Source organism: Streptomyces meridianus (assembly GCF_023703325.1).
Taxonomy (GTDB): Bacteria; Actinomycetota; Actinomycetes; order Streptomycetales; family Streptomycetaceae; genus Streptomyces; species Streptomyces meridianus.
In genome coordinates this window covers 34,555-54,043 of the sequence record NZ_JAMQGM010000029.1, presented here as the reverse complement: position 1 = coordinate 54,043, position 19,489 = coordinate 34,555, and the positions used below count along the sequence as shown (strand labels likewise).

16 protein-coding genes and 1 tRNA gene are annotated in these 19,489 nt (G+C 70.5%); 3 read left to right on the top strand and 14 right to left on the bottom strand.

The window, feature by feature from the left end; translation table 11 throughout:
* Nucleotides 1–38 precede the first annotated feature (38 nt).
* Nucleotides 39–785, top strand: coding sequence for a class E sortase (locus M1E25_RS13985; RefSeq protein WP_251415048.1), 747 nt, complete (start codon nt 39–41; stop codon nt 783–785).
* Between the two features lie 204 nt (nt 786–989).
* On the opposite strand, the gene pknB is transcribed toward M1E25_RS13985, so the two are convergent.
* The 6 genes from pknB to M1E25_RS13955 form a co-directional block, all read right to left on the bottom strand.
* Nucleotides 990–2,963, bottom strand: a complete 1,974-nt coding sequence (gene pknB / locus M1E25_RS13980; protein ID WP_251415045.1) for a Stk1 family PASTA domain-containing Ser/Thr kinase — start codon at nt 2,961–2,963, stop codon at nt 990–992.
* A 163-nt stretch (nt 2,964–3,126) separates the two neighbouring features.
* The gene (locus tag M1E25_RS13975; RefSeq protein ID WP_251415042.1) at nt 3,127–4,596 is read right to left on the bottom strand and encodes a peptidoglycan D,D-transpeptidase FtsI family protein; all 1,470 of its coding nucleotides are present in this window, start codon (nt 4,594–4,596) and stop codon (nt 3,127–3,129) included.
* The gene (locus M1E25_RS13970; protein WP_251415039.1) at nt 4,593–6,017 is read right to left on the bottom strand and encodes an FtsW/RodA/SpoVE family cell cycle protein; all 1,425 of its coding nucleotides are present in this window, start codon (nt 6,015–6,017) and stop codon (nt 4,593–4,595) included. The genes M1E25_RS13975 and M1E25_RS13970 overlap by 4 nt, the downstream gene beginning before the upstream one ends.
* Before the next feature lie 20 nt (nt 6,018–6,037).
* The gene (locus M1E25_RS13965; RefSeq protein WP_251415036.1) at nt 6,038–7,567 is read right to left on the bottom strand and encodes a PP2C family protein-serine/threonine phosphatase; all 1,530 of its coding nucleotides are present in this window, start codon (nt 7,565–7,567) and stop codon (nt 6,038–6,040) included.
* A gap of 129 nt (nt 7,568–7,696) precedes the next feature.
* Nucleotides 7,697–8,218, bottom strand: coding sequence for an FHA domain-containing protein FhaB/FipA (locus tag M1E25_RS13960; RefSeq protein WP_251415033.1), 522 nt, complete (start codon nt 8,216–8,218; stop codon nt 7,697–7,699).
* A 10-nt stretch (nt 8,219–8,228) separates the two neighbouring features.
* Complete coding sequence (locus M1E25_RS13955) at nt 8,229–9,038, bottom strand: FHA domain-containing protein (protein ID WP_251415030.1); 810 nt, start codon at nt 9,036–9,038, stop codon at nt 8,229–8,231.
* Nucleotides 9,039–9,361: 323 nt separating this feature from the next.
* Here M1E25_RS13955 and M1E25_RS13950 point away from each other — a divergent pair.
* Nucleotides 9,362–9,448: transfer RNA gene (locus M1E25_RS13950), tRNA-Leu, on the top strand.
* Between the two features lie 299 nt (nt 9,449–9,747).
* Here the strand turns inward: M1E25_RS13950 and M1E25_RS13945 are convergent.
* On the bottom strand, nt 9,748–10,269 hold the full coding sequence (locus M1E25_RS13945; RefSeq protein WP_308290428.1) for a DUF305 domain-containing protein: 522 nt from the start codon (nt 10,267–10,269) through the stop codon (nt 9,748–9,750).
* 25 nt (nt 10,270–10,294) lie between these two features.
* Entirely contained in the window at nt 10,295–12,721 is a 2,427-nt protein-coding gene (locus tag M1E25_RS13940) for a heavy metal translocating P-type ATPase (protein WP_251415027.1), read from the bottom strand.
* Between the two features lie 603 nt (nt 12,722–13,324).
* Here M1E25_RS13940 and M1E25_RS13935 point away from each other — a divergent pair.
* Nucleotides 13,325–13,843: a DUF4396 domain-containing protein gene (locus M1E25_RS13935; protein ID WP_372500773.1), complete on the top strand. Its 519-nt coding sequence runs from the start codon at nt 13,325–13,327 to the stop codon at nt 13,841–13,843.
* Nucleotides 13,844–14,319: 476 nt separating this feature from the next.
* Here the strand turns inward: M1E25_RS13935 and M1E25_RS13930 are convergent, their stop codons facing one another.
* The 6 genes from M1E25_RS13930 to crcB (M1E25_RS13905) all read right to left on the bottom strand — a co-directional run bounded on the left by M1E25_RS13930 (nt 14,320) and on the right by crcB (M1E25_RS13905) (nt 19,487).
* Nucleotides 14,320–15,606, bottom strand: coding sequence for a cation:proton antiporter (locus M1E25_RS13930; protein WP_251415024.1), 1,287 nt, complete (start codon nt 15,604–15,606; stop codon nt 14,320–14,322).
* Between the two features lie 337 nt (nt 15,607–15,943).
* The gene (locus tag M1E25_RS13925; RefSeq protein WP_251415020.1) at nt 15,944–16,531 is read right to left on the bottom strand and encodes a TetR/AcrR family transcriptional regulator; all 588 of its coding nucleotides are present in this window, start codon (nt 16,529–16,531) and stop codon (nt 15,944–15,946) included.
* Nucleotides 16,528–18,063 carry an FAD-dependent monooxygenase gene (locus M1E25_RS13920; protein ID WP_251415017.1) on the bottom strand — a complete coding sequence of 512 codons (1,536 nt, stop codon included), beginning with the start codon at nt 18,061–18,063 and terminating at the stop codon, nt 16,528–16,530. The genes M1E25_RS13925 and M1E25_RS13920 overlap by 4 nt, the downstream gene beginning before the upstream one ends.
* A gap of 268 nt (nt 18,064–18,331) precedes the next feature.
* The gene (crcB, locus tag M1E25_RS13915; RefSeq protein ID WP_251415014.1) at nt 18,332–18,685 is read right to left on the bottom strand and encodes a fluoride efflux transporter CrcB; all 354 of its coding nucleotides are present in this window, start codon (nt 18,683–18,685) and stop codon (nt 18,332–18,334) included.
* On the bottom strand, nt 18,682–19,029 hold the full coding sequence (locus tag M1E25_RS13910) for a DUF190 domain-containing protein (RefSeq protein ID WP_251415011.1): 348 nt from the start codon (nt 19,027–19,029) through the stop codon (nt 18,682–18,684). Before M1E25_RS13910 ends, crcB (M1E25_RS13915) begins: the two co-directional genes overlap by 4 nt.
* Nucleotides 19,026–19,487 (bottom strand): fluoride efflux transporter CrcB, encoded by a 462-nt coding sequence (gene crcB / locus M1E25_RS13905; protein ID WP_251415008.1) that lies wholly within the window; start codon nt 19,485–19,487, stop codon nt 19,026–19,028. The genes M1E25_RS13910 and crcB (M1E25_RS13905) overlap by 4 nt, the downstream gene beginning before the upstream one ends.
* Nucleotides 19,488–19,489: the final 2 nt, after the last annotated feature.

Genomic DNA, 19,489 nt, shown 5'->3' with positions numbered 1-19,489 from the left:
AACGGCAAGCAGCACGGAACCAAACGGGGGGCACTGCGGTGGCAGCCACGACCGATCACGACGAGAGCACCGGGGCGCCGGCGCAGCCGGTCCGCCGAAGGCCGTCCAGGCGGCGCGGGCGCATCGCCGCCACGGTCGGCTTCATCGGCGAGCTCCTCATCACCATGGGCCTGGTCCTCGGGCTGTTCGTCGCCTACTCACTGTGGTGGACGAACGTCCTGGCCGACCGGGACGCCTCACGCAGGGGCGACAGCATCCGCAACGCCTGGGCGGACGAGGGGCCGGGCGAGCTGGACACCGGCAAGGGCATCGGCTTCCTGCACGTGCCGGCGATGGACGAGGGCGAGGTGCTCGTCACCAAGGGGACGGGCACCAAGAACCTCAACGCGGGCGTCGCCGGCTACTACACTAAGCCCTTCAAGTCCGCGATGCCGTGGGACGCCAAGGGCAACTTCACGCTCGCGGCGCACCGCGACGGACACGGCGCCAAGTTCCACAACATCCACCAGGTGCACCCGGGCGACGCGGTCGTCTTCGAGACCCGCGACACCTGGTACGTCTACAAGGTCTTCGCGGAGCTGCCGCAGACCTCGAAGTTCGACGTGGGCGTGCTGAAGGACGTGCCGGAAGGGTCGGGAAGGAAGAAGCGGGGCAGGTACCTCACGCTGACGACCTGCACGCCGGTCTACACCTCGGACTACCGGTACATCGTCTGGGCGGAGCTGGAGCGTACCGAGAAGGTGGACGCGGACCGCACGCCGCCGAAGGAACTTCGCCACGGCTGACGTCCTGCGTGGACGTCCCCCGGCGTGCGGACTCCGCGGCCCGGCCGGAGAAGAACGGCGGGCAACCGGAACCACGGCCGGCCGCCGTGCCGCAGCAGTGCGCGCCCGGCCGGGGCGAAGCGGGGGACGCGGGTGCCCCGGCACCCCCGATGAGGGGTGCCGGGGCACGGTTCACGCTCTGCCGGTCCGGGCCCGGGCGGGGGCTCAGCCGTCCGGCTGGCCCGTCGTCCCGCCGAAGAAGCCGCCGCCCCCGCCGCCGCCTCCCTTGGTGGCCATGAGGGTGACGCTGTCGCCCTTCTTGACCTCCTGGCCCGGCTGCGGGTTGGTGCCGACGACCGTCGAGTTCGGTCCCTGCTCCCCGACGACGCTGCCCACCACGAGGCCGGCGTCGGTGAGCGCCTTCCGGGCGTCCTTCACGCTCTGCCCGCGCACATCCGGCATCGCGAACTTCTCCGCCGGCTGCGCGACGGTCAGGGTGACCGTCGATCCGCGCTTGACCTCGCTGTTGGGCCCGGGCGACTGCGAGACGACCGTGTTCGGGGGAACATCGGAGCGGTCGGCCGTCGACGCCTCGGCCTTGAGGCCCACGGCCTCGAGCTGAGCCTTGGCCTGGTCGAGCGGCTTGTTCGTGACGTCGGGCACCGAGACCTTGGGGGCCTCCGTCGCCACCGAGAGGGTGATGGTGCTGCCCTTCGGCTGGCGGGTTCCGGCCTCCGGGTCCTGGCCCGCGACGGTGCCCGGCGTCCGCTCGGACTCGACCTCCTTGCGCTCGACGTCGAAGCCCTTGCCCTCGAGCTCGGACTTGGCGTCGCCGAAGGAGATGCCGCGGACGTCCGGGACCGAGACGCGTTCCACGCCCTTGGAGACGACGACGGTGACGGTGCCGTCCCGCTCGACGGTGCCGCCGCTCTCCGGATCCTGCGAGCAGATGCGGCCCTTCTTCTCCTCGCAGAACTTCTTGCCTCCGACCGAGACGGTGAAGTTGCCGTTCTCGCCCGACTGCTTCGCCTCGGCCACGGTGTCACCGACGAGGTTCGGCACCTCGACGGAGTCCGGCGGGCTGCCGCCGAAGATCGCGCGGCCGATGAAGATCGCGCCGATCAGTACCAGGATGCCGGCGGCCGCCAGCAGGATGGTCGAGGTGTTGTTCCTCCGGTTTCCGGCCCGACGCCGGTCGGGGCGGTCGCCCTCGTAACCGCCGTCGTCGTCCCGCATCGGCGGGAGCATGGACGTCTGGCCTGCCGCGTCGTGGGTGCGCAGAGCGGTCGTCGGGTGGTCGCCGTACCCGCCGTAGCCGACCGCGCCCATCGCACCCATCGCGGCAGTGGCCGCCACCGGCTGCCCGTCGAGTGCGGCGTCGATGTCGGCCCGCATCTCGTCGGCGCTCTGGTAGCGGTAGTCGGGGTCCTTCGTCAGCGCCTTGAGGACGATCGCGTCCATCTCCGGCGAGATCTCGGGGTCGTACGTGCTGGGCGGCTGCGGCTCCTCGCGCACGTGCTGGTAGGCCACCGCGACCGGGGAGTCGCCCACGAACGGCGGCCGGACGGTGAGCAGCTCGAAGAGCAGGCAGCCCGTCGAGTAGAGGTCGGAGCGGGCGTCGACCTGCTCGCCCTTGGCCTGCTCGGGGGAGAGGTACTGGGCCGTGCCGATGACCGCCGCGGTCTGCGTCATGGTCATGCCGGCATCGCCCATGGCCCGCGCGATGCCGAAGTCCATGACCTTGACCTGACCGGTCCGGGTCAGCATGACGTTCGCGGGCTTGATGTCGCGGTGCACGATCCCGGCCCGGTGCGAGTACTCCAGCGCCTGGAGGATCCCGGTGGTCATCTCCATCGATCGTTCCGGCAGCAGCTTCCTGCCGGAGTGGAGGAGCTCACGCAGCGTGGATCCGTCGACGTACTCCATCACGATGTACGGGATGGAGACGCCGTCGACGTAGTCCTCGCCGGTGTCGTACACGGCCACGATCGACGGGTGGTTGAGCGAGGCGGCCGACTGGGCCTCCCGGCGGAACCGGGCCTGGAACGACGGGTCACGGGCCAGGTCCACACGCAGCGTCTTCACGGCCACCGTGCGGCCGAGGCGGCTGTCGTGGGCGATGTAGACCTCGGCCATGCCACCACGGCCGAGCACCGAACCCAGCTCGTACCGGCCGCCGAGGCGACGCGGCTCTTCCATAACTTCTCCAGCCCTCTCCGTCATTCCCGACCGCACCGATGTGGGGTCCGGCGGTGTGCTGCTCGCGCATACCGTACCCGGCCCGCATCACGGGGCCCGGGGGTGACCGTAACCTGATACCTCATCGGTACGGGGAGTCGGACCGGTGAAGAGGTGACGGAAGTCACCTGTTCCCTTCGCTTTCCAGTACCGCTTCCATCACGTCGCGGGCAATGGGCGCGGCCAGGCCGCCACCGGAGATGTCACCGCGGTCGGCGGATCCGTCCTCGACGACGACGGCGACGGCGACCGGCGAACCCTGGTCGGTCTTGGCGTAGGAGATGAACCACGCGTAGGGCTTCTCACTGTTGTCGACGCCGTGCTGCGCAGTACCGGTCTTGCCGCCGATCGTCACGCCGGGGATCTGCGCCCGCGTTCCGGTGCCGTCCTTGACGACGGTCTCCATCATCTCCTGGAGCTTCTGTGCGTTCTCCGCGGAGAGCGGGCGGTCCATCTCCTGCGGGCGGTGCTGCTCGACGACGTTCAGGTTCCGCGCCCGCAACTGGTCGACCATGTAGGGCTTCATCAGCTTGCCGTCGTTCGCAACGGCTGCGGCGATCATCGCCATCTGCAGCGGCGTGGCCCGGGTCTCGAACTGGCCGATGGCGGCCATGGCGTTGGACGGCCGGTCCATCTCCTCGGGGTAGACGCTCTCGGCGGCTCGGACCGGGGTGTCGACCTCGGGGTCGTTGAAGCCGAACTTCTCGGCCTGCTCCCGCATCTTGTCCTTGCCGAGGTCGTCGCCGAGCTTGCCGAAGACGGTGTTGCAGGAGACCCGCAGCGCGTCCCGGAGCGTCGCGTCCTCGCACGGGATGTTGCCCTCGTTGACGAGGTTCTTGCTGCTGAGTGGCAGCTGCCAGGGCAGCGGCGAGTCGGTCTTCTCGTCGATGTCCTCGTACTTGCCGTTCTCCAGCGCGGCGGCGGCGGTGACGACCTTGAAGGTGGAGCCGGGCGGGTAGGTCTGCCGCAGCGCCCGGTTGAGCATCGGCTGGTCCTTGTCCTTGGCCAGCCGCTTCCAGGCGTTCTCGTCGTCGTTGCTCATGCCCGCGAAGGACGACGGGTCGTAGGACGGGGTGCTGGCCAGCGCGAGAATCGCTCCGGTCTTCGGGTCGATCGCGGCGACGGCACCCTTCTTGCTGCCGAGTCCCTCGTAAGCGGCGCGCTGCGCCTTGCCGTTGAGCGTGGTGACGACGTCGCCGCCGTGCTTGCCCTTTCCCGTGATCATGTCGATGGTCCGGGTGAAGAACAGCCGGTCGTCGGTGCCGGTGAGGATGCCGTCGTTGAGGTTCTCGAGCTGGTTCGCGCCGTAGGCCTGCGAGGCGTACCCGGTGACGGGCGCCCACATCCGGCCGTTCTCGTACGTGCGCTTGTACTTGTAGTCCGTGCCGTTCGTCGCCTTGGACCCGGTGATCGCGTGTCCGTCGACGATGATGTTGCCGCGCTTCTGGCTGTAGCGCTCGATGGCCACCCGGCGGTTGTTGTCGTGCGTCTTCAACTCCTCGGCCTGCACGAACTGAACCCAGTTCGCGCGGACCATGAGGACGAGGACGAGCAGGCCGCAGAAGATGGCGACCCGGCGCAGGGGCTTGTTCACGGTCGGACCACCTGGGTCATCTCGGCGTCGGTGGACGGTGCGGGCGTCGGAGCCGGCCTGCGGGCCGTGTCGCTGATCCTCAGCAGGACCGCGATCAGGGCCCAGTTGGCGATCACCGACGAACCGCCCTGGGCGATGAACGGCATGTTCATGCCGGTCAGCGGGATCAGGCCGGTGACGCCGCCGGTGACGACGAAGATCTGGATGGCGAACGCTGCGGACAGGCCGACCGCGAGCAGCTTGCCGAACGGGTCGCGGGCCGCGAGCGCGGTCCGCACGCCGCGCTCCACGAGCAGCGCGTACAGCAGCAGGAACGCCATCATGCCCGCGAGCCCGAGCTCCTCGCCGACGGTGCCCAGGATGAAGTCGGCCTTGGCGGCGAAGCCGATGAGGTCCGAGTTGCCCTGGCCGAGGCCGGTTCCGAAGATGCCGCCCGACCCGAACGCGAAGAGGGACTGCGCGATCTGCTCGGTCGTCGCCCAAGACGGCGGGTTCGGGGCGTAGACCGCGAAGGGGTGCAGCCACGCCATCACACGGACGTTGACGTGCGGTTCCACCGAGCCGACGACCACCGCTCCGATCGCCGACATCAGCAGACCGAACACGATCCAGCTGGTGCGCTCGGTGGCCACGTACAGCATGATCACGAAGAGGCCGAAGAACAGCAGCGAGGTGCCGAGGTCGGTCTCGAAGACGAGGATGAGCAGGCTCATCGCCCAGATCACCAGGATCGGCCCGAGGTCACGGCCACGCGGCAGGTACAGGCCCATGAAGCGGCGGCTGGCGAGCGCGAGCGCGTCCCGCTTCACCATCAGGTAGCCGGCGAAGAAGACCGCGATGATGATCTTCGCGAACTCGGCCGGCTGGATGGAGAATCCGCCGATGGTGATCCAGATCCGGGCGCCGAAGCGGGCCGGGAAGAACACCGGGGCGATCAGCAGGATCAGCGCGACGACCATGCTGATGTACGTGTAGCGCTGCAGGACGCGGTGGTCCTTGAGCAGCAGCAGCACGCCGACGAAGAGCGCGATGCCCATCGCCGAGTACATCAGCTGGGTGGGGGCGGAGCTGTTCGAGATGCCCTGCCCGGCCGCCTGCCGGATCAGGCGCGGCGACTGGTCGAGCCGCCAGATGAGCACCAGGCCCAGCCCGTTGAGGAGGGTGGCGATCGGCAGCATCAGCGGGTCCGCGTACGGCGCGAACTTGCGCACCACCAGGTGCGCGACGCCCGCGAGCAGGCCGAGGCCCAGGCCGTAGGCGAGCATGCCCGCCGGCAGCTCGTCGTTCAGGGCCAGGCCGACGTTGGCGTAGGCGAAGACGGGGATGATCACGGCGAAGACGAGCATGGCGAGCTCGGTGTTGCGCCGGCTCGGTGCGCCCATCGCGCCGATGGTGGTGGTGTTCGTGGTGCTGCTGCTCATGGCTGGATGGCCCCCTACGGCTACTGCTGGGTGCTATCGCACTGTTTGGCCAGCAGCTGCTCATCCTCCGAGAGGCTGGGACCTGGCTTCGGCGTGCTCGTGCTCTGCGCGCCGGCGCTGACCGTACGGGTCACGGGCGCGCTGCCGGACGCACTGGTGCGCTCGGCGGCGGCCTTCTCCTTCTCCTCGGCCTTCTTGCGCTCCTCGGCCTTGCGACGCTCCTCGGCCTGCTTGGCCAGTACGGCGCGCTTCTCACAGGCCGACGCCTGCTTGCCGAGCTCCTGGAGCTTGTCCCGGGCCTGGTCGAGGCTGCCGACGGCGATGGTCTCCTTGACCTGGTTCCGCTGGTAGGCGGGGAGGTACTTGAGTTCGACGTCGCGGCGCTCCTCGCGCACCTTGCCGAGGCTGAACCAGGCGAAGTCCTGGCTGACCCCCTGGTACAGCGCTACGTGGCCTTCCTTGGCGCCCACGTAGTACTGGGTCTGGGTCCAGCGATAGCCGCCGTAGAGCGCCGCACCGACGGCGCCGAGGCCGAGCACCAGGATCAGGGACCGCTTGAGCCACCGGCCGCGGCGCGGCTTGGTGAGCTCGTCGTCGCTGTAGAGCTCGTAGGCCCCGTCCTCGTGCGACGCGTCGCCGCTTCCGGGCGGGCCGAAGCCGCCGGCGGGCGGGGTGGCCGCCTGGTGGGGGACGCCGCGGCCGAGTCCGGCCGCCCGTCCGGCCGGCGTGTGCATGGCCCCGGCGTCACCGAGCTGGGACTGGTTCTCGGCGACGGCGCCGACCACCACGGGGGTGTCGTTGAGCTGCCCGTCGAGGGTCTCGTTGCCGTCGACGTCGAGCACGTCGGCCACGATGCAGGTGATGTTGTCGGGGCCGCCGCCGCGCAGGGCCAGCTGGATCAGCTCCTGCACCGTCTCGTGCGGGCCCTGGTAACCGGCGAGGGTCTCCTCGAGCGTCTGGTGGCTCACGACGCCCGAGAGCCCGTCGGAGCAGATCAGGTAGCGGTCACCGGCGCGGACCTCGCGGACGGAGAGGTCGGGATCCACGTGGTCGCCGCTGCCGAGGGCCCGCATCAGCAGCGAGCGCTGCGGGTGCGTGGTGGCCTCCTCCTCGGTGATCCGGCCCTCGTCCACCAGCCGCTGGACCCAGGTGTGGTCCTGCGTGATCTGGGTGAGACGGCCATCGCGGAGCAGGTAGGCGCGCGAGTCGCCGACGTGGACGAGCCCGAGCCGCCGGCCGGTCCACAGCAGGGCGGTGAGGGTCGTGCCCATCCCCTCGAGCTGGGGGTCCTCCTCGACCATGACGCGCAGCTGGTCGTTGGCCTGCTGAACCGCCGAGCCGAGCGAGGTGAGGATGTCGGAGCCGGGGACGTCGTCGTCCAGGCCGACCAGCGTGGAGATCACCTCGGAGCTCGCGACCTCACCGGCGGCCTGACCGCCCATGCCGTCCGCGATCGCGAGGAGGCGAGGACCGGCGTAGCCGGAGTCCTCGTTGCCCTCACGGATCATCCCCTTGTGGGATCCCGCGGCGAAACGCAGTGACAGACTCATGCGCACCTCGCCTGTCGGCTCCGGGTACATCCGCACGGTGCCCACCCTCCGGTCGGGAGCGTGCCGCAGTCCCGTTCGGGGACCGACAAGGCGACCAAGGTGGTCATGGCTCGCTCGCTCATTGTCGTACTACTTCCGCAGCTCGATGACGGTCTTGCCGATGCGGATCGGTGCGCCCAGCGGAATCGGTGTGGGCGTGGTGAGCCGGGTCCGGTCGAGGTACGTGCCGTTCGTCGACCCGAGGTCCTCGACGATCCACTGTCCGTCGCGGTCCGGGTAGATCCTGGCGTGCCGGCTGGAGGCGTAGTCGTCGTCCAGCACGATGGTCGAGTCGTGGGCCCGGCCGAGGCTGATCGTCTGGCCCTGGAGCGCGACGGTGGTACCGGTCAGGGTGCCCTCCGACACGACCAGCTTGGTGGGGGCGCCGCGGCGCTGGCGGCCGCCCGAGCCGCGCCCGCTCTGCTGGCGCTGGGGCGGGGGCTGCTGCCGCCCGCCGGACGCGCGGCTCTGCTCGGCGCCCCGGCGCGACGCGCGCTGGGTCACCCGGGTTCCGAACAGGTCGCTACGGATGACCTGCACGGCCACGATGACGAACAGCCACAGTACGGCGAGAAAGCCCAACCGCATGACCGTCAGGGTCAGCTCTGACATTGCCCCCGCTTCACCCTTCGGCTTGCCGGTAAACGATGGTGGTGCTGCCCACGACGATTCGCGAGCCGTCGCGGAGCGTAGCGCGGGTGGTGTGCTGCCCGTCCACCACGATGCCGTTGGTCGACCCCAGGTCCTGGACGGTCGCGGCGGCACCGACGCGGATCTCGCAGTGTCGGCGCGAGACGCCCGGATCGTCGATCCGCACGTCGGCGTCGGTGCTGCGTCCCAGGACGAGTGTCGGCCGGGAGATCTGGTGGCGGGTGCCGTTGATCTCGATCCAGCGACGGGCCCGGGAGCTCGGCACGGGGCCGGCTTCACCGGGACGGTCGTCCGTGGAGGGGCGCCCGCCGGGAGGCGGGGAAGCGGGCATGGGCGGCGGGCCCGAGGGCTGTGCAGGGTAGCCGCCGGGATGGGGTGCGGCCGAGGGCTGCCGGCCCCGGGACTCGCTGGAGGCGAGCGTGCGGCTGCGGATCCGGTAGAGGCCGGTGTCGAGGTCGTCCGCCTTCTCGAGGTGCACCTTGATGGAACCCATGAAGGTGTACCGCTGCTGCTTCGCATAGTCGCGCACCATCGCGGACAGCTCGTCGCCGAGCTGTCCGGAGTACGGACTGAGGCGGTCGTAGTCGGGGGTGCTCAGCTCGACGATGAAGTCGTTGGGCACGACCGTCCGGTCGCGGTTCCAGATCGTTGCGTTGTTGTCGCACTCGCGCTGGAGGGCGCCGGCGATCTCGACCGGCTGGACCTCCGACTTGAACACCTTGGCGAAGGTGCCGTTCACGAGACCTTCGAGCCGCTGCTCGAACCGTTTCAGTACTCCCACGGGGCACCTCCTTCCCTGATGTCGGTGTCGAAGTCGTCGTACTGCTGACTGATCGTATCCACGAGCCGCAAGGGCCGGTGGTTCCCCTTTCCTGCCCCGGGCTCGGTGTCGGCTCGTACAGGGATCGTAGGGGCGGTGTCCGGACAGTGTCCCGCAACCGGCGACCTCCTCGACGGGGCGGGGCTGTCGAGGGTAGCCCGGTGCGCTCCGGGCGGCCGATCGGGCATGTGAGACCACTCCCGCCAGCGTGCTAGTGTTTTCGATGTCGGGAGGCGCTCCCAGGACCGGACGGTCCGGAACGAGAGCCGAGCGACAGCACCCATGCGCGGGTGGCGGAATAGGCAGACGCGCTGGATTCAGGTTCCAGTGCCCGAAAGGGCGTGGGGGTTCAACTCCCCCCTCGCGCACCAGAAGTACCGAGACGGGCTTCTCCGAGTGACGAAGGTCACGCCGGAGGAGCCCGTCTCGCGTTGCCGCACCGGGTGCCGGTGTGATGCGCGTCTCGTCCTCCCGGCCGGCCGGTGAACGCGAGTCAGGGCGAAGGTGAGCACTGCGGCGCCGGCGGTGTTGGGGGTCTTGTTCGTTCCTCGTCCTGAGGCGGGTGCGGCAGGCAGGAGAACGGGCACCGCGCAGCGATCGGGGGGGAGTTGGGCAGGGCTGTTCCGGACCCGCGACCGGCGGGCCCGGAACAGCGTCGTCCTACTGACGGTCAGAGCCGTTCGAGCAGGGCCTTCATCTGCTCGATCTCGGCGGTCTGGGCCTTGATGATCACGCCGGCGAGCTCCTTGGCGGTGGCGTTGCGCCCCTTGCTCTGCTCGTCCTCGGCCATGTTGATCGCGCCCTCGTGGTGGGCGATCAACATCCGGGCGAACTTCTTGTCGAAGTCGGTGCCCTTCGCGGCCTCGAGGCCGGCCATGTCCTTCTTCGACATCATCCCGGCCATCCCGGAGTGGTCCATGCCCTCCATGTCACCGGAGCCGTGGTCCATGCCGTGCGCCGAACCCGACTCCGGCTTGTCCCAGGACTTCAGCCATGCTCGCATGGTCGTGATCTCGGGGTCCTGGGCCTTCTCGATCTTCGAGGCCAGGCTCTTGATCTCCGGGTCGGAGGCCCGGCCGTCCGCCGGCTGCGCCATCTCCACCGCCTGCTGGTGGCGGGGGATCATCGACTGGGCGAACGTGACGTCCGCGTCGTTGAACCTGCCCGGCGCCGGAGCATCGGACGCCGGCAGGTGCAGCTGTTCGGGTCAGGAGGGCTCATCGGATGCCAGGGACGTGCCGCGGCAGGTGCAGTCGCTTGAGGGCGAGGGCGTTGACGGCGACGATGATGCTGGAGCCGGACATGGACACGGCGGCGATCTCGGGCCGGAGGATCAGCCCGGTCGCGGGTTCGAAGACCCCGGCGGCGATGGGCAGGGCGATGGCGTTGTAGCCGATGGCCCAGCCGAGGTTCTGCCGCATCTTGCGCAGGGTGCCGCGGCCGATGCGCAGGGCCGTGGGCACGTCCAGGGGGTCGGAGCGCATCAGGACGAGGTCGGCGGTTTCGATGGCGACGTCGGTGCCGGCGCCGATCGCGATGCCCAGGTCGGCCTGGGCGAGTGCGGGTGCGTCGTTGACGCCGTCGCCGACCATGGCGACCTTGCGGCCGTCGCGCTGGAGTTCGGCGATCCTGGCGGCCTTGTCGCGGGGGAGCACCTCGGCGATGACCGTGTCGATGCCGAGCCGCTGAGCGATCCGCTCGGCCGTCGCCCGGTTGTCGCCGGTGAGCATGACGACCTCGACACCGAGGGCGTGGAGTTCGGCCACAGCGTCGGCCGACGTTTCGCGAGGCGCGTCCGCGATGCCGATCAGTCCGGCGGCCCGGCCGTCGATGCAGGCGATGACGACGGTGCGGCCCGTTGCGGCCAGTTCCTCACGGGCCGAGGCGAGCTCGCCGAGATCGGCGCCCTCCTGCTCGGCGAGGCGGCGGTTGCCGACCGCGATCCGGCGGCCGTCGACCACAGCCACCGCGCCCTGCCCGGGAACGTTCTCGAACTGCTGGGTGCCCCCGGTGGTGCCGGAGCTTTGCGCCTCGGCGTAACGGACGACGGCGTCGGCCAGTGGATGTTCGGACTCGCGCTCCACCGCTGCGACCAGCTGCAGCAGGCGTACCTCATCCGTCCCGGGAGCGGTGACCAGGTCGGTGACTTCCGGTTCCCCCCGGGTCAGGGTCCCGGTCTTGTCCATCACCACGGTCCGGATGGAAGCGGAGGCCTCCAGGGCCATGGCGTTCTTGAACAGTACGCCGCGTTTCGCCCCGAGACTCGTCCCGACCATGATCGCCGTCGGAGTGGCCAGGCCCAGAGCGTCCGGGCAGGTGATCACCACGACGGTGATGGCGAACAGCATCGCAGCGCCCAGTGGACGGTCGGTGGCCAGCAGCCACACGGCCAGGGTCGCGATCCCGCCCACGAGGGCGACGAGCACCAGCCAGAACGCGGCCCGGTCCGCGAGCCGCTGGCCGGGAGCTTTCGAGTTCTGCGCTTCCTGGACGAGTTCGACGATCTGCGCGAGCGCGGTGTCCGAGCCGACCTTCGTGGCACGGACCCGCAGCGTGCCGTTGGCGTTGATCGTGGCGCCGACGACCTGGTCGCCGGGGGCCTTGTGCACCGGCAGGCTCTCGCCGGTGACCATGGACTCGTCGACCTCGCTCTCGCCCTCCTCCACGGTCCCGTCGACGGCGACCTTCCCGCCCGGGCGGACCAGCAGGAGATCGCCGACCTCGACTTCGGCCGTGGGGACTTCGACGGGCTCGCCGTCACGCAGGACGAGGGCCTTGGGCGGGGCCAGGTCGAGAAGCGTGCGGATGGCGTCGTTGGCACCGCCGCGGGCACGCATCTCGAACCAGTGGCCGAGCAGGACGAAGGAGGCCAGGACGGTGGCCGCCTCGTAGAAGACGTCCCCGCCCCCGGTCAGGGTGACGATCAGCGAGTACAGCCAGCCGGAGCCGACGGCGACCGCGACCAGCACCATCATGTCCAGGGTGCGGGCCCGCAAGGCGCGCAGGGCGCCGGTGAAGAAGATCGTGCACGAATAGAAGATCACCGGCAGACTCAGCAGCAGCGCCCACACGTCCTGCCGGAGACCGAACGGGACGGGGGCGTGGAGGCCGAATACGTCCTCGCCGATGGGCGACCAGATGACGACGGGGACGGAGAACAGCACCGCGACCAGGAAGCGGTTGCGCATGTCGGAGACCATCGCCGCCATCGACTTCTGGTCGTGCTCGCCCACAGCCTCGGGCGGTGCCGCGGCTTCCGGGACCGCAGGTGTCTCTACAGGCTCTGCCTCCGGGGTCGGTGCGCCGTGCGCGAGAGCTTCGGGGACGACGACCCGGCCGGGATCCACGAGCGGGTCACAGATGTGCGAAGGCACGACCTGTCCGGCGCAGTGGTAGCCGCATTCGGTCACCCAGCGCCGCAGCTGGAGCGTCGACGTCCGCCGTGGGTCGAACGTGACCGTCGCCGACTGGGCGAGTGGATTGACCTCGACCTCGAGGACCCCGGGGCGCCGGCCCAGCACGGCGGCGACCGTGCTCTGCTGCGACGCCCACGCCAGCCCGCTCACATCCAGCACAGCCCTCCGGCGCCCGTCGCGCGATGCCACCGTGTCGTACCGGCCGTGACCGTCTTCGACGTCGTGCACGCTCGTCCCTCCCTCGAGGGGATGTTGCCGACCCGGCCGATTCTGCGGGATCTGCACACCTCACGTCGATTGTCACTGCCGAGGGTCGGAACGTCAGCACGAACCGGCTTCCCCGTGGGCCTCCCGGGGTCACCGGCGGGCCGGGGTGAACCGGCCGTGGGCCGGGTCGCTCATGCGTCGCTGGTACGCGGTTGCGTCGATGCGCCCGTGCAGCCGCAGGCCCACGCACCACTGTTCCCCGGCCTCCAAGGCCGCGCGGTTGCCCCGCAGGCGGGCCGGGGGCGGGAGGTGGCTCTCTTCGCTCCGTGGCCGACTCCATGGGCGAGCAGCCTTCCGGCGGGCACAGCCACAGCGGTGGCGAGGAGGAAGACGAGAAACCCGACGAGACGGCACCACCTTCCGAAGACGCCCCCGGCCCGGCACCGTCCACTCGAGTCCAGGGACTCCCGCGGCCGGCGATCCCGCCCACCAGGACGGCCATCACCCCTGACAGCACGAGCGGTCCGCGACGTGTGAGGAGTTGGTGAGCGTCGGCATCCGGAGAGAGTGGGGAATACCCCGTGGGGGTATGGTGGCCGCGGGAACCGAACCGCACTGGACGGGATGGGGATGACTGTGACGGACCACACCGACACCGCCCACGACCACGCCGCGCACATGGCGGACGCAGATCACGGTGCTCACGGCGGCGCCTCCTGGGGAATGGCGGCCAAGGCCACCCTGCACTGCCTGACCGGCTGTGCGATCGGTGAAATCCTCGGCATGGTCATCGGAACCGCCCTGATGTGGGGCAACGTGCCCACCATGCTCCTGGCGATCGCTTTCGCGTTCCTCTTCGGCTACTCGCTCACGCTGCTCGCCGTGCGGAGGTCACACCTGGGCTGGAAGAGCGCGATCAAGGTGGCGTTGGCCGCGGACACCGTGTCCATCGCCGTGATGGAGCTCGTGGACAACGGCATCATCGCCGTGGTGCCGGGGGCGATGGACGCCCACCTCTCCGACGCCCTGTTCTGGTCCTCGCTGCTGGGCGGCTTCGCCGTCGCCTTCCTGATCACGACCCCGGTCAACAAGTGGATGATCGGCCGCGGCCAGGGCCACGCCGCGGTCCACGCCTCTCACTGACGCGCTTGTCCTCGGGACAATTCGGGCCTCGCCCCGAGGAGCGCAGTCCGGTCCAGCGCCACACCTCTCGACACGCTCCGATCCCACCTCGAGCACCCGGCGAAGAGCGCATGCGCTTCATGGCCGGTCGAAGTCAGGTCCCCGGCCCGGGGCGCATGATGCCGAGCAGACCGCCAGACCTTCGGCGAGCGTTGCCACGTACCGGGAATCCGCTGGGAAGCGCCTGGACGAGCTGGTCGACGGTGCGCGCCCCGGCGTGGCCGTCGGGCGTTGCGTAGATCCGACAGGTCAGTCCGCGCAGGGTAAGGGGTCGGGATCCTCGTCGTGCGCCGACGGCACAGGGCTGCTCCCCGCCTCACCGCCCCGGCCAGTACGGATCTCGGCATGCCCACCGTGTGCGCGCCGGATGACCGCATGCCGTCAGCCTGAGTGGCCGGCCCCCCGGGGGTGCGGTGCGAGGACGGGCGCCCGGCTGATCAGGTGCGCACCCGGCCGTACCCTTGCGCGTCCGCGGGCCGCGACTCCCGCTCTGCCTGCGACGCCCGCTCCACCTGCGCGCGTCTGCCGTCTTCGTCGTCGTCCGGGATCCCGACGAGGTCCTCGACGTCGAAGAGCCGGGCGATGGGGACGTCCGTGCTGCTGTGCGCGGCGATGGAGAACGCGATGCACACCGCGATCAGGGCATACGCCTCGCTTCCCTGGGGGATGCCGGACTGCAGCACCAGCAGCCCGTAGACGACCGAGGCGAACCCCTTGGGCCCGAACCACGCTGCCGCCAGCCGCTCGCGCCGGTCGAACCGGCTGCCGACCAGCGACAGGAGCAGGGAGGCCGGCCGGATCAGCACGATGGCGAGGACGACCGCGACGTAGCCGCCGACGGAGAGGTCGCCGAAGAGCTGAGGTGTGAGCAGGGCTCCGAAGACGAGCAGGGCGGCGAACTTGCTCAGCTCCGCCAGGGCGTCGCCGAGGCCCTCGAAGGCAGCCCGGCTCTCCGGCGACACGGATGCCAGGACCGCGCCGGCCGAGAACGCGGCCAGGTAGGGGTTGGCGTGCGTCAGATGACACACCGCGTAGAGGATCACCCCGGTCGCCAGGGGCAGCAGTGGCTGCAGCTTGGGCTCGGCGCCGAGCAGTGGGAGGCGGACGAGCCGGTTCACCACGTACGGCAGGACGGCGCCCAGTGCCAGTCCGCCGACGAGTTCGGCGGCGATCTGCGGTAGCGATGCCTGGGCGGGGCCCGAGGTCGGGCCCGCCGTCGCGATCAGGATCAGGACGACCGGCAGGGCCAGCCCGTCATTGATCCCGCTCTCCACGTTCAGCAACTGCCGCAGCCGTGCCGGGACTTCCTTGCGCCCGACGATGGCCGAGGCGAACACGGGGTCGGTCGGCGCGAGGACCGCCCCGACGAGGAAGGACGTCGTCCAGTCGAGCCCGACCAGATAGTGCGTGATCAGCGCCATGCCGGCGAAAGCGAGCGGCATGCCCAGCCCCAGGGCCCGGGCGGGATTGCGCCACGCCCCGCGCAGGGCGGGGAAGGAGACGTGCATCCCGTCGGTGAACAGTACGGTGAACAGGGCCAGATCGGCCGTGGCCGCGACCATCGGGTTGTCCGGGGTGATGTGGATCAGCCCGAGGAACTCGTCGCCGACCAGTGCACCGGCGACGAGGAACAGCAGAGAGGTGGAGAGCACCGAACGGGCCGCGAGTCCCGACACCAGGACGGCGACGAGCAGAGCGACCCCGAAGACCGCGACGAGTACCACGACGTTCCCCCCGATCGGTGAACAGACCACTGCGTTGTTCGCCGACCAGGCTTCCCGGCACACCGCGGAACACACTACCGGTTGGCCGCCCCGGACCGGCAGGCGTCCGCGAGCGGTCCCGGGACGCGGTGCCGGACGGACCTTCCTGACGGTGCACCGGCACGCCGACAGCCTTTTTCCGCGTGTGCTGTTCCAACCCGCCCCGGACCGGACGGGCAGGTTCGGCGGGTGTTCGGCCACCCCTGCGGACCGGACCGTGCGGACGCCCGCCGAGGGCGGCCCCGGTCGGCCGCCGCCACCATCGACGTCCGTACCCGGGCGGGCGCGCACCGGTGCCTCACGGTCGCAGCGCTGCGAAGGCCTCCTCGACCAGGGCGGGCAGATGGGCCTCGCCGTCGCCCTCCACCCAGACCGTGAGGGCCGCGGTGAGCGCGGCCAGAGCGGCGGCGGCCGTGACGCGGAGCCGCAGGGCGGGTTCCTGCCCGCAGCGGGCCGCGAGGGCCGTGGTGAGCATCTCCTCCGTGGCGTGCTGGTTCTCCCAGAGGCGGGCACGTAGCGCGGGGGTCGTGAGGATGAGGCGGGTGCGGACGAAGAGCGCCTCCCGGTCGGTGGCGTAGACGCCGGCCAGGCCCTCCTGCAGGGCGTGCCGGAGCGCGGCGAGCGGTGTCTCCTCGGGCGGCCGCTGTTCGATGAGTCGCACGACGAGGGGGTCGTAGTCGTCGGATTCGACCACGGACTCCTTGGTCGGGAAGTGGCGGAAGAACGTCATGCTCGAGACGTCGGCGGCCCGGGCGATCTGCCCGACGGTGGTGTTGTCGTAACCCTGGTCCAGGAACAGGCGGAGTGCCTGTTCCTGGATGGTGCGCCGGGTCTGTGCCTTCTTGCGTTCCCGCAGGCCCGCGGGTGGTCTCGCCGGGCGGTTCATGCGTCGTCGTCCTCCGGGGGGTGGGGCTCGGTGATGCCGAGTCCGTGCCTCAGCCATGCGTCGAGCGAGGCGGCGGAACTGCCCCGCCAGGCCAGATGACCGTCCGGCCTCACCAGCATGACGCAACGGTGCCCGGCCGTGCACGGCACCAGCGGAATGACGCGGGTCTCCGGTCCCAGGTGACGCTCGGCGGTCGTGCGGTACGCCGCCCCGTTGCCCGGTCCGGGGATCAGCAGTGCCCAGCGGGCTCCCAGTTCCGCATGGAGCCGGGTCGGCGAGCCGTCGGGGTGCCGGCATACCAGATCCGGCACCCGGTCCCCCGCCCGCGGAGGGCCCGGCGCCCACCGCTCGCGCAGCCGGGCGCCCAGCGGACCGCCGCGGTAGTGGATCCTCAGCTGCGAGGACCGCTCCCGGACGAGCCTCTGGACCAGCGGCCGGTTCATCAGCGGTACGAAGACGCGGTCGCGCGCGGCCCGGGCGAGGGCGGTGTCCCCGACGACCAGGCGCGTGAGCGAACTCGTGGAAGCCAGCACCTCGCGGGCGACGGGCCTGCGCTCGGCCTCATAGGTGTCCAGCAGGGTGCCGGGGGCGGCCCCGTGGGCGACGAGCGCCAGCTTCCAGGCGAGGTTCTCCGCGTCCCCGAGGCCGGTGTTCATGCCCTGTCCGCCGAAGGGGCTGTGGATGTGGGCGGCATCGCCGGCCAGCAGAACGCGGCCGCTCCGGTAGGTCGACGCCAGTCGTCGGTGGATGCGGAACCGTGAGGACCAGAGCACTTCTTCCGCCACGGGGGGCTTGAGGCCGGTCCGGTCCCGCAGCTGCCGGGTCAGTTCGTCCGGGACGCCTCCGGATCCGGGGCTCACGCTCTCGGCCCGTGCGGGCGCCATGAGACGCCAGATCCCGTCGCCGGGCAGCGGGAAGGCACCGAGCATGCTGTCGGCCCGGAGCCACACGGACACGGCGTCCCGCGGCAGTGGCAGAGGGGCCCGCACGTCCGCCAGGAGGAAGTCCTCGGCGACGGGCACTCCGGGGAAACCGATCCCCGCCGCCTTGCGCACGCGGCTGTGTGCGCCGTCGCACCCGATCAGCCACGAGGACCGGATCTTCTCCCCGGAGCACGAGACGCTCACGCCGGAGGCGTCCTGGGCGACGGCGTGGATCTCCTTTCCCCACTCCACCTCGCATCCCAGTTCACGGAGCCGATGGCGCAGGGACGCTTCGATCTCCGCCTGGGAGATGAGCAGTCCGGGCCTCGTCACCAGCGGCGTGGGCCGGCCCACGGGCAGGTCGGCCACCGGCGTGCCGTTGACGTGGGTGACGACCCGGGCGACGGGCACGGAACGGTCGGGCAGATCCGCGAGCGCGCCGAGGCGGTCCAGTACCTCCGCTCCGCGTGGCTGCAGACCGAGCGCGCGCGAGGTGAGCGCGGGCTCCTCGCGCTTCTCCAGCAGACGGACCCGGACGCCGGAGGCGGCGAGCCCGCAGGCGAGGGCGAGCCCCGTCGGGCCGGCACCGGCGATCACCACAGTGGACATGGACACTCCGTGTTAGTCACTAACTTTAGTTATAGACTAACACGAATAGTGATGGCGGGGAACTCGGGTGCGGGCCGTCGGCAGGGAGCCGGCCGGATTCGGGGAACGGCTGCCCCCGCTCGGGCCCGTCGGACCCGACGGCTGCCGGGCGGTCGCCGTGTACGTTCCCGGTCGGCCCCGGCGGACCTGCCGACATTCGCGGTCCGGCCGCGCGGTCACTGTCGGCGCGCAGGCACCGTCCCGTGGCCGGCCGGGACGCGGGACCCCGTCACAGCGCCTGCGCCACCGCCGCACCGGCGAATGCCGCCGCGAGCCCCGCGACCGCACTCGCCACGGCATTCGCCGCAGCGAAGAAGCCCGCGCCGTCCTCGGCCAGCCGCAGCGTCTCGTAGGAGAACGTGGAGTAGGTGGTCAGAGCCCCGCACAGTCCGGTCCCCAGGAGCAGCTGGACGTGCGGGGACGCGACACCGGTCACTGCTCCCAGGGTCAGGCACCCCACGACGTTCACCGTGAACGTCCCCCACGGAAAGACCGAGTCGTGCCGCCGCTGCACGGCCCGGTCGGTCAGATAGCGCAGGGGCGCTCCGACCATGGCACCGGCGATGACGAGTACCCAGTTCACTTCTTCTGGTCCCGGCCCTCGTAGCGGATGACCTCGCACGCGTCGAGCATCACCAGTCCTTCCCGCACCAACTCGTCGAGTTGTGGCAGGAACGCACGGATCCTCGTCTCGTCGTCGACGATCACGATCGCCACCGGCAGATCCTCGCTGAGCGACAGCAATCGGGCGGTGTGGATCAGCGACGAGGCGCCGAAGCCCTCGATTCCGCGGAACACCGAGGCGCCGGCCAGGCCCGCTGCATGCGCACGATGCACGATCTCGGAGAACAGCGGTTTGTGATGCCAGACGTCGTTCTCCCCGATGAACACCGTCAGCCGGAGTGCCCTGCCGGTGAGTCTCGTCATCGCTGCCTCCCGTCGACCAGGCGCCGCGTCGCCGCGGCCGCGGCCCACACCGACGCCAGCGCCACGCACACCGTTGCCGCCATGTAGGCGAGGCCGGCGGCGGCCCGCCCGTGGACGACCAGTTGCTGGATGTCCACCGCATAGGTGGAGAACGTCGTGAAGCCACCCAGCACACCGGTGCCGAAGAACGGCCGCACCAGCCGGTGGGCCGCCCACACATCGGTGATCACGACCATGAAGACGCCGATGACCGCACAGCCCACCGCGTTGACCGCCAGTGTCGTCCACGGAAACGAGTCGGGTGCCGTCGGCCACAGCAGCGATGCCCCGTACCGGGCGGTGGCCCCCACGCCGCCGCCGAGGGCCACGGTGGCCACCAGTGTCAGCTGTCCTCGACTCCACTCGCGCCGCTGCGCCGGCACATGGAGATCGACATCGGGATCCCTGGGCTCGTTCACGA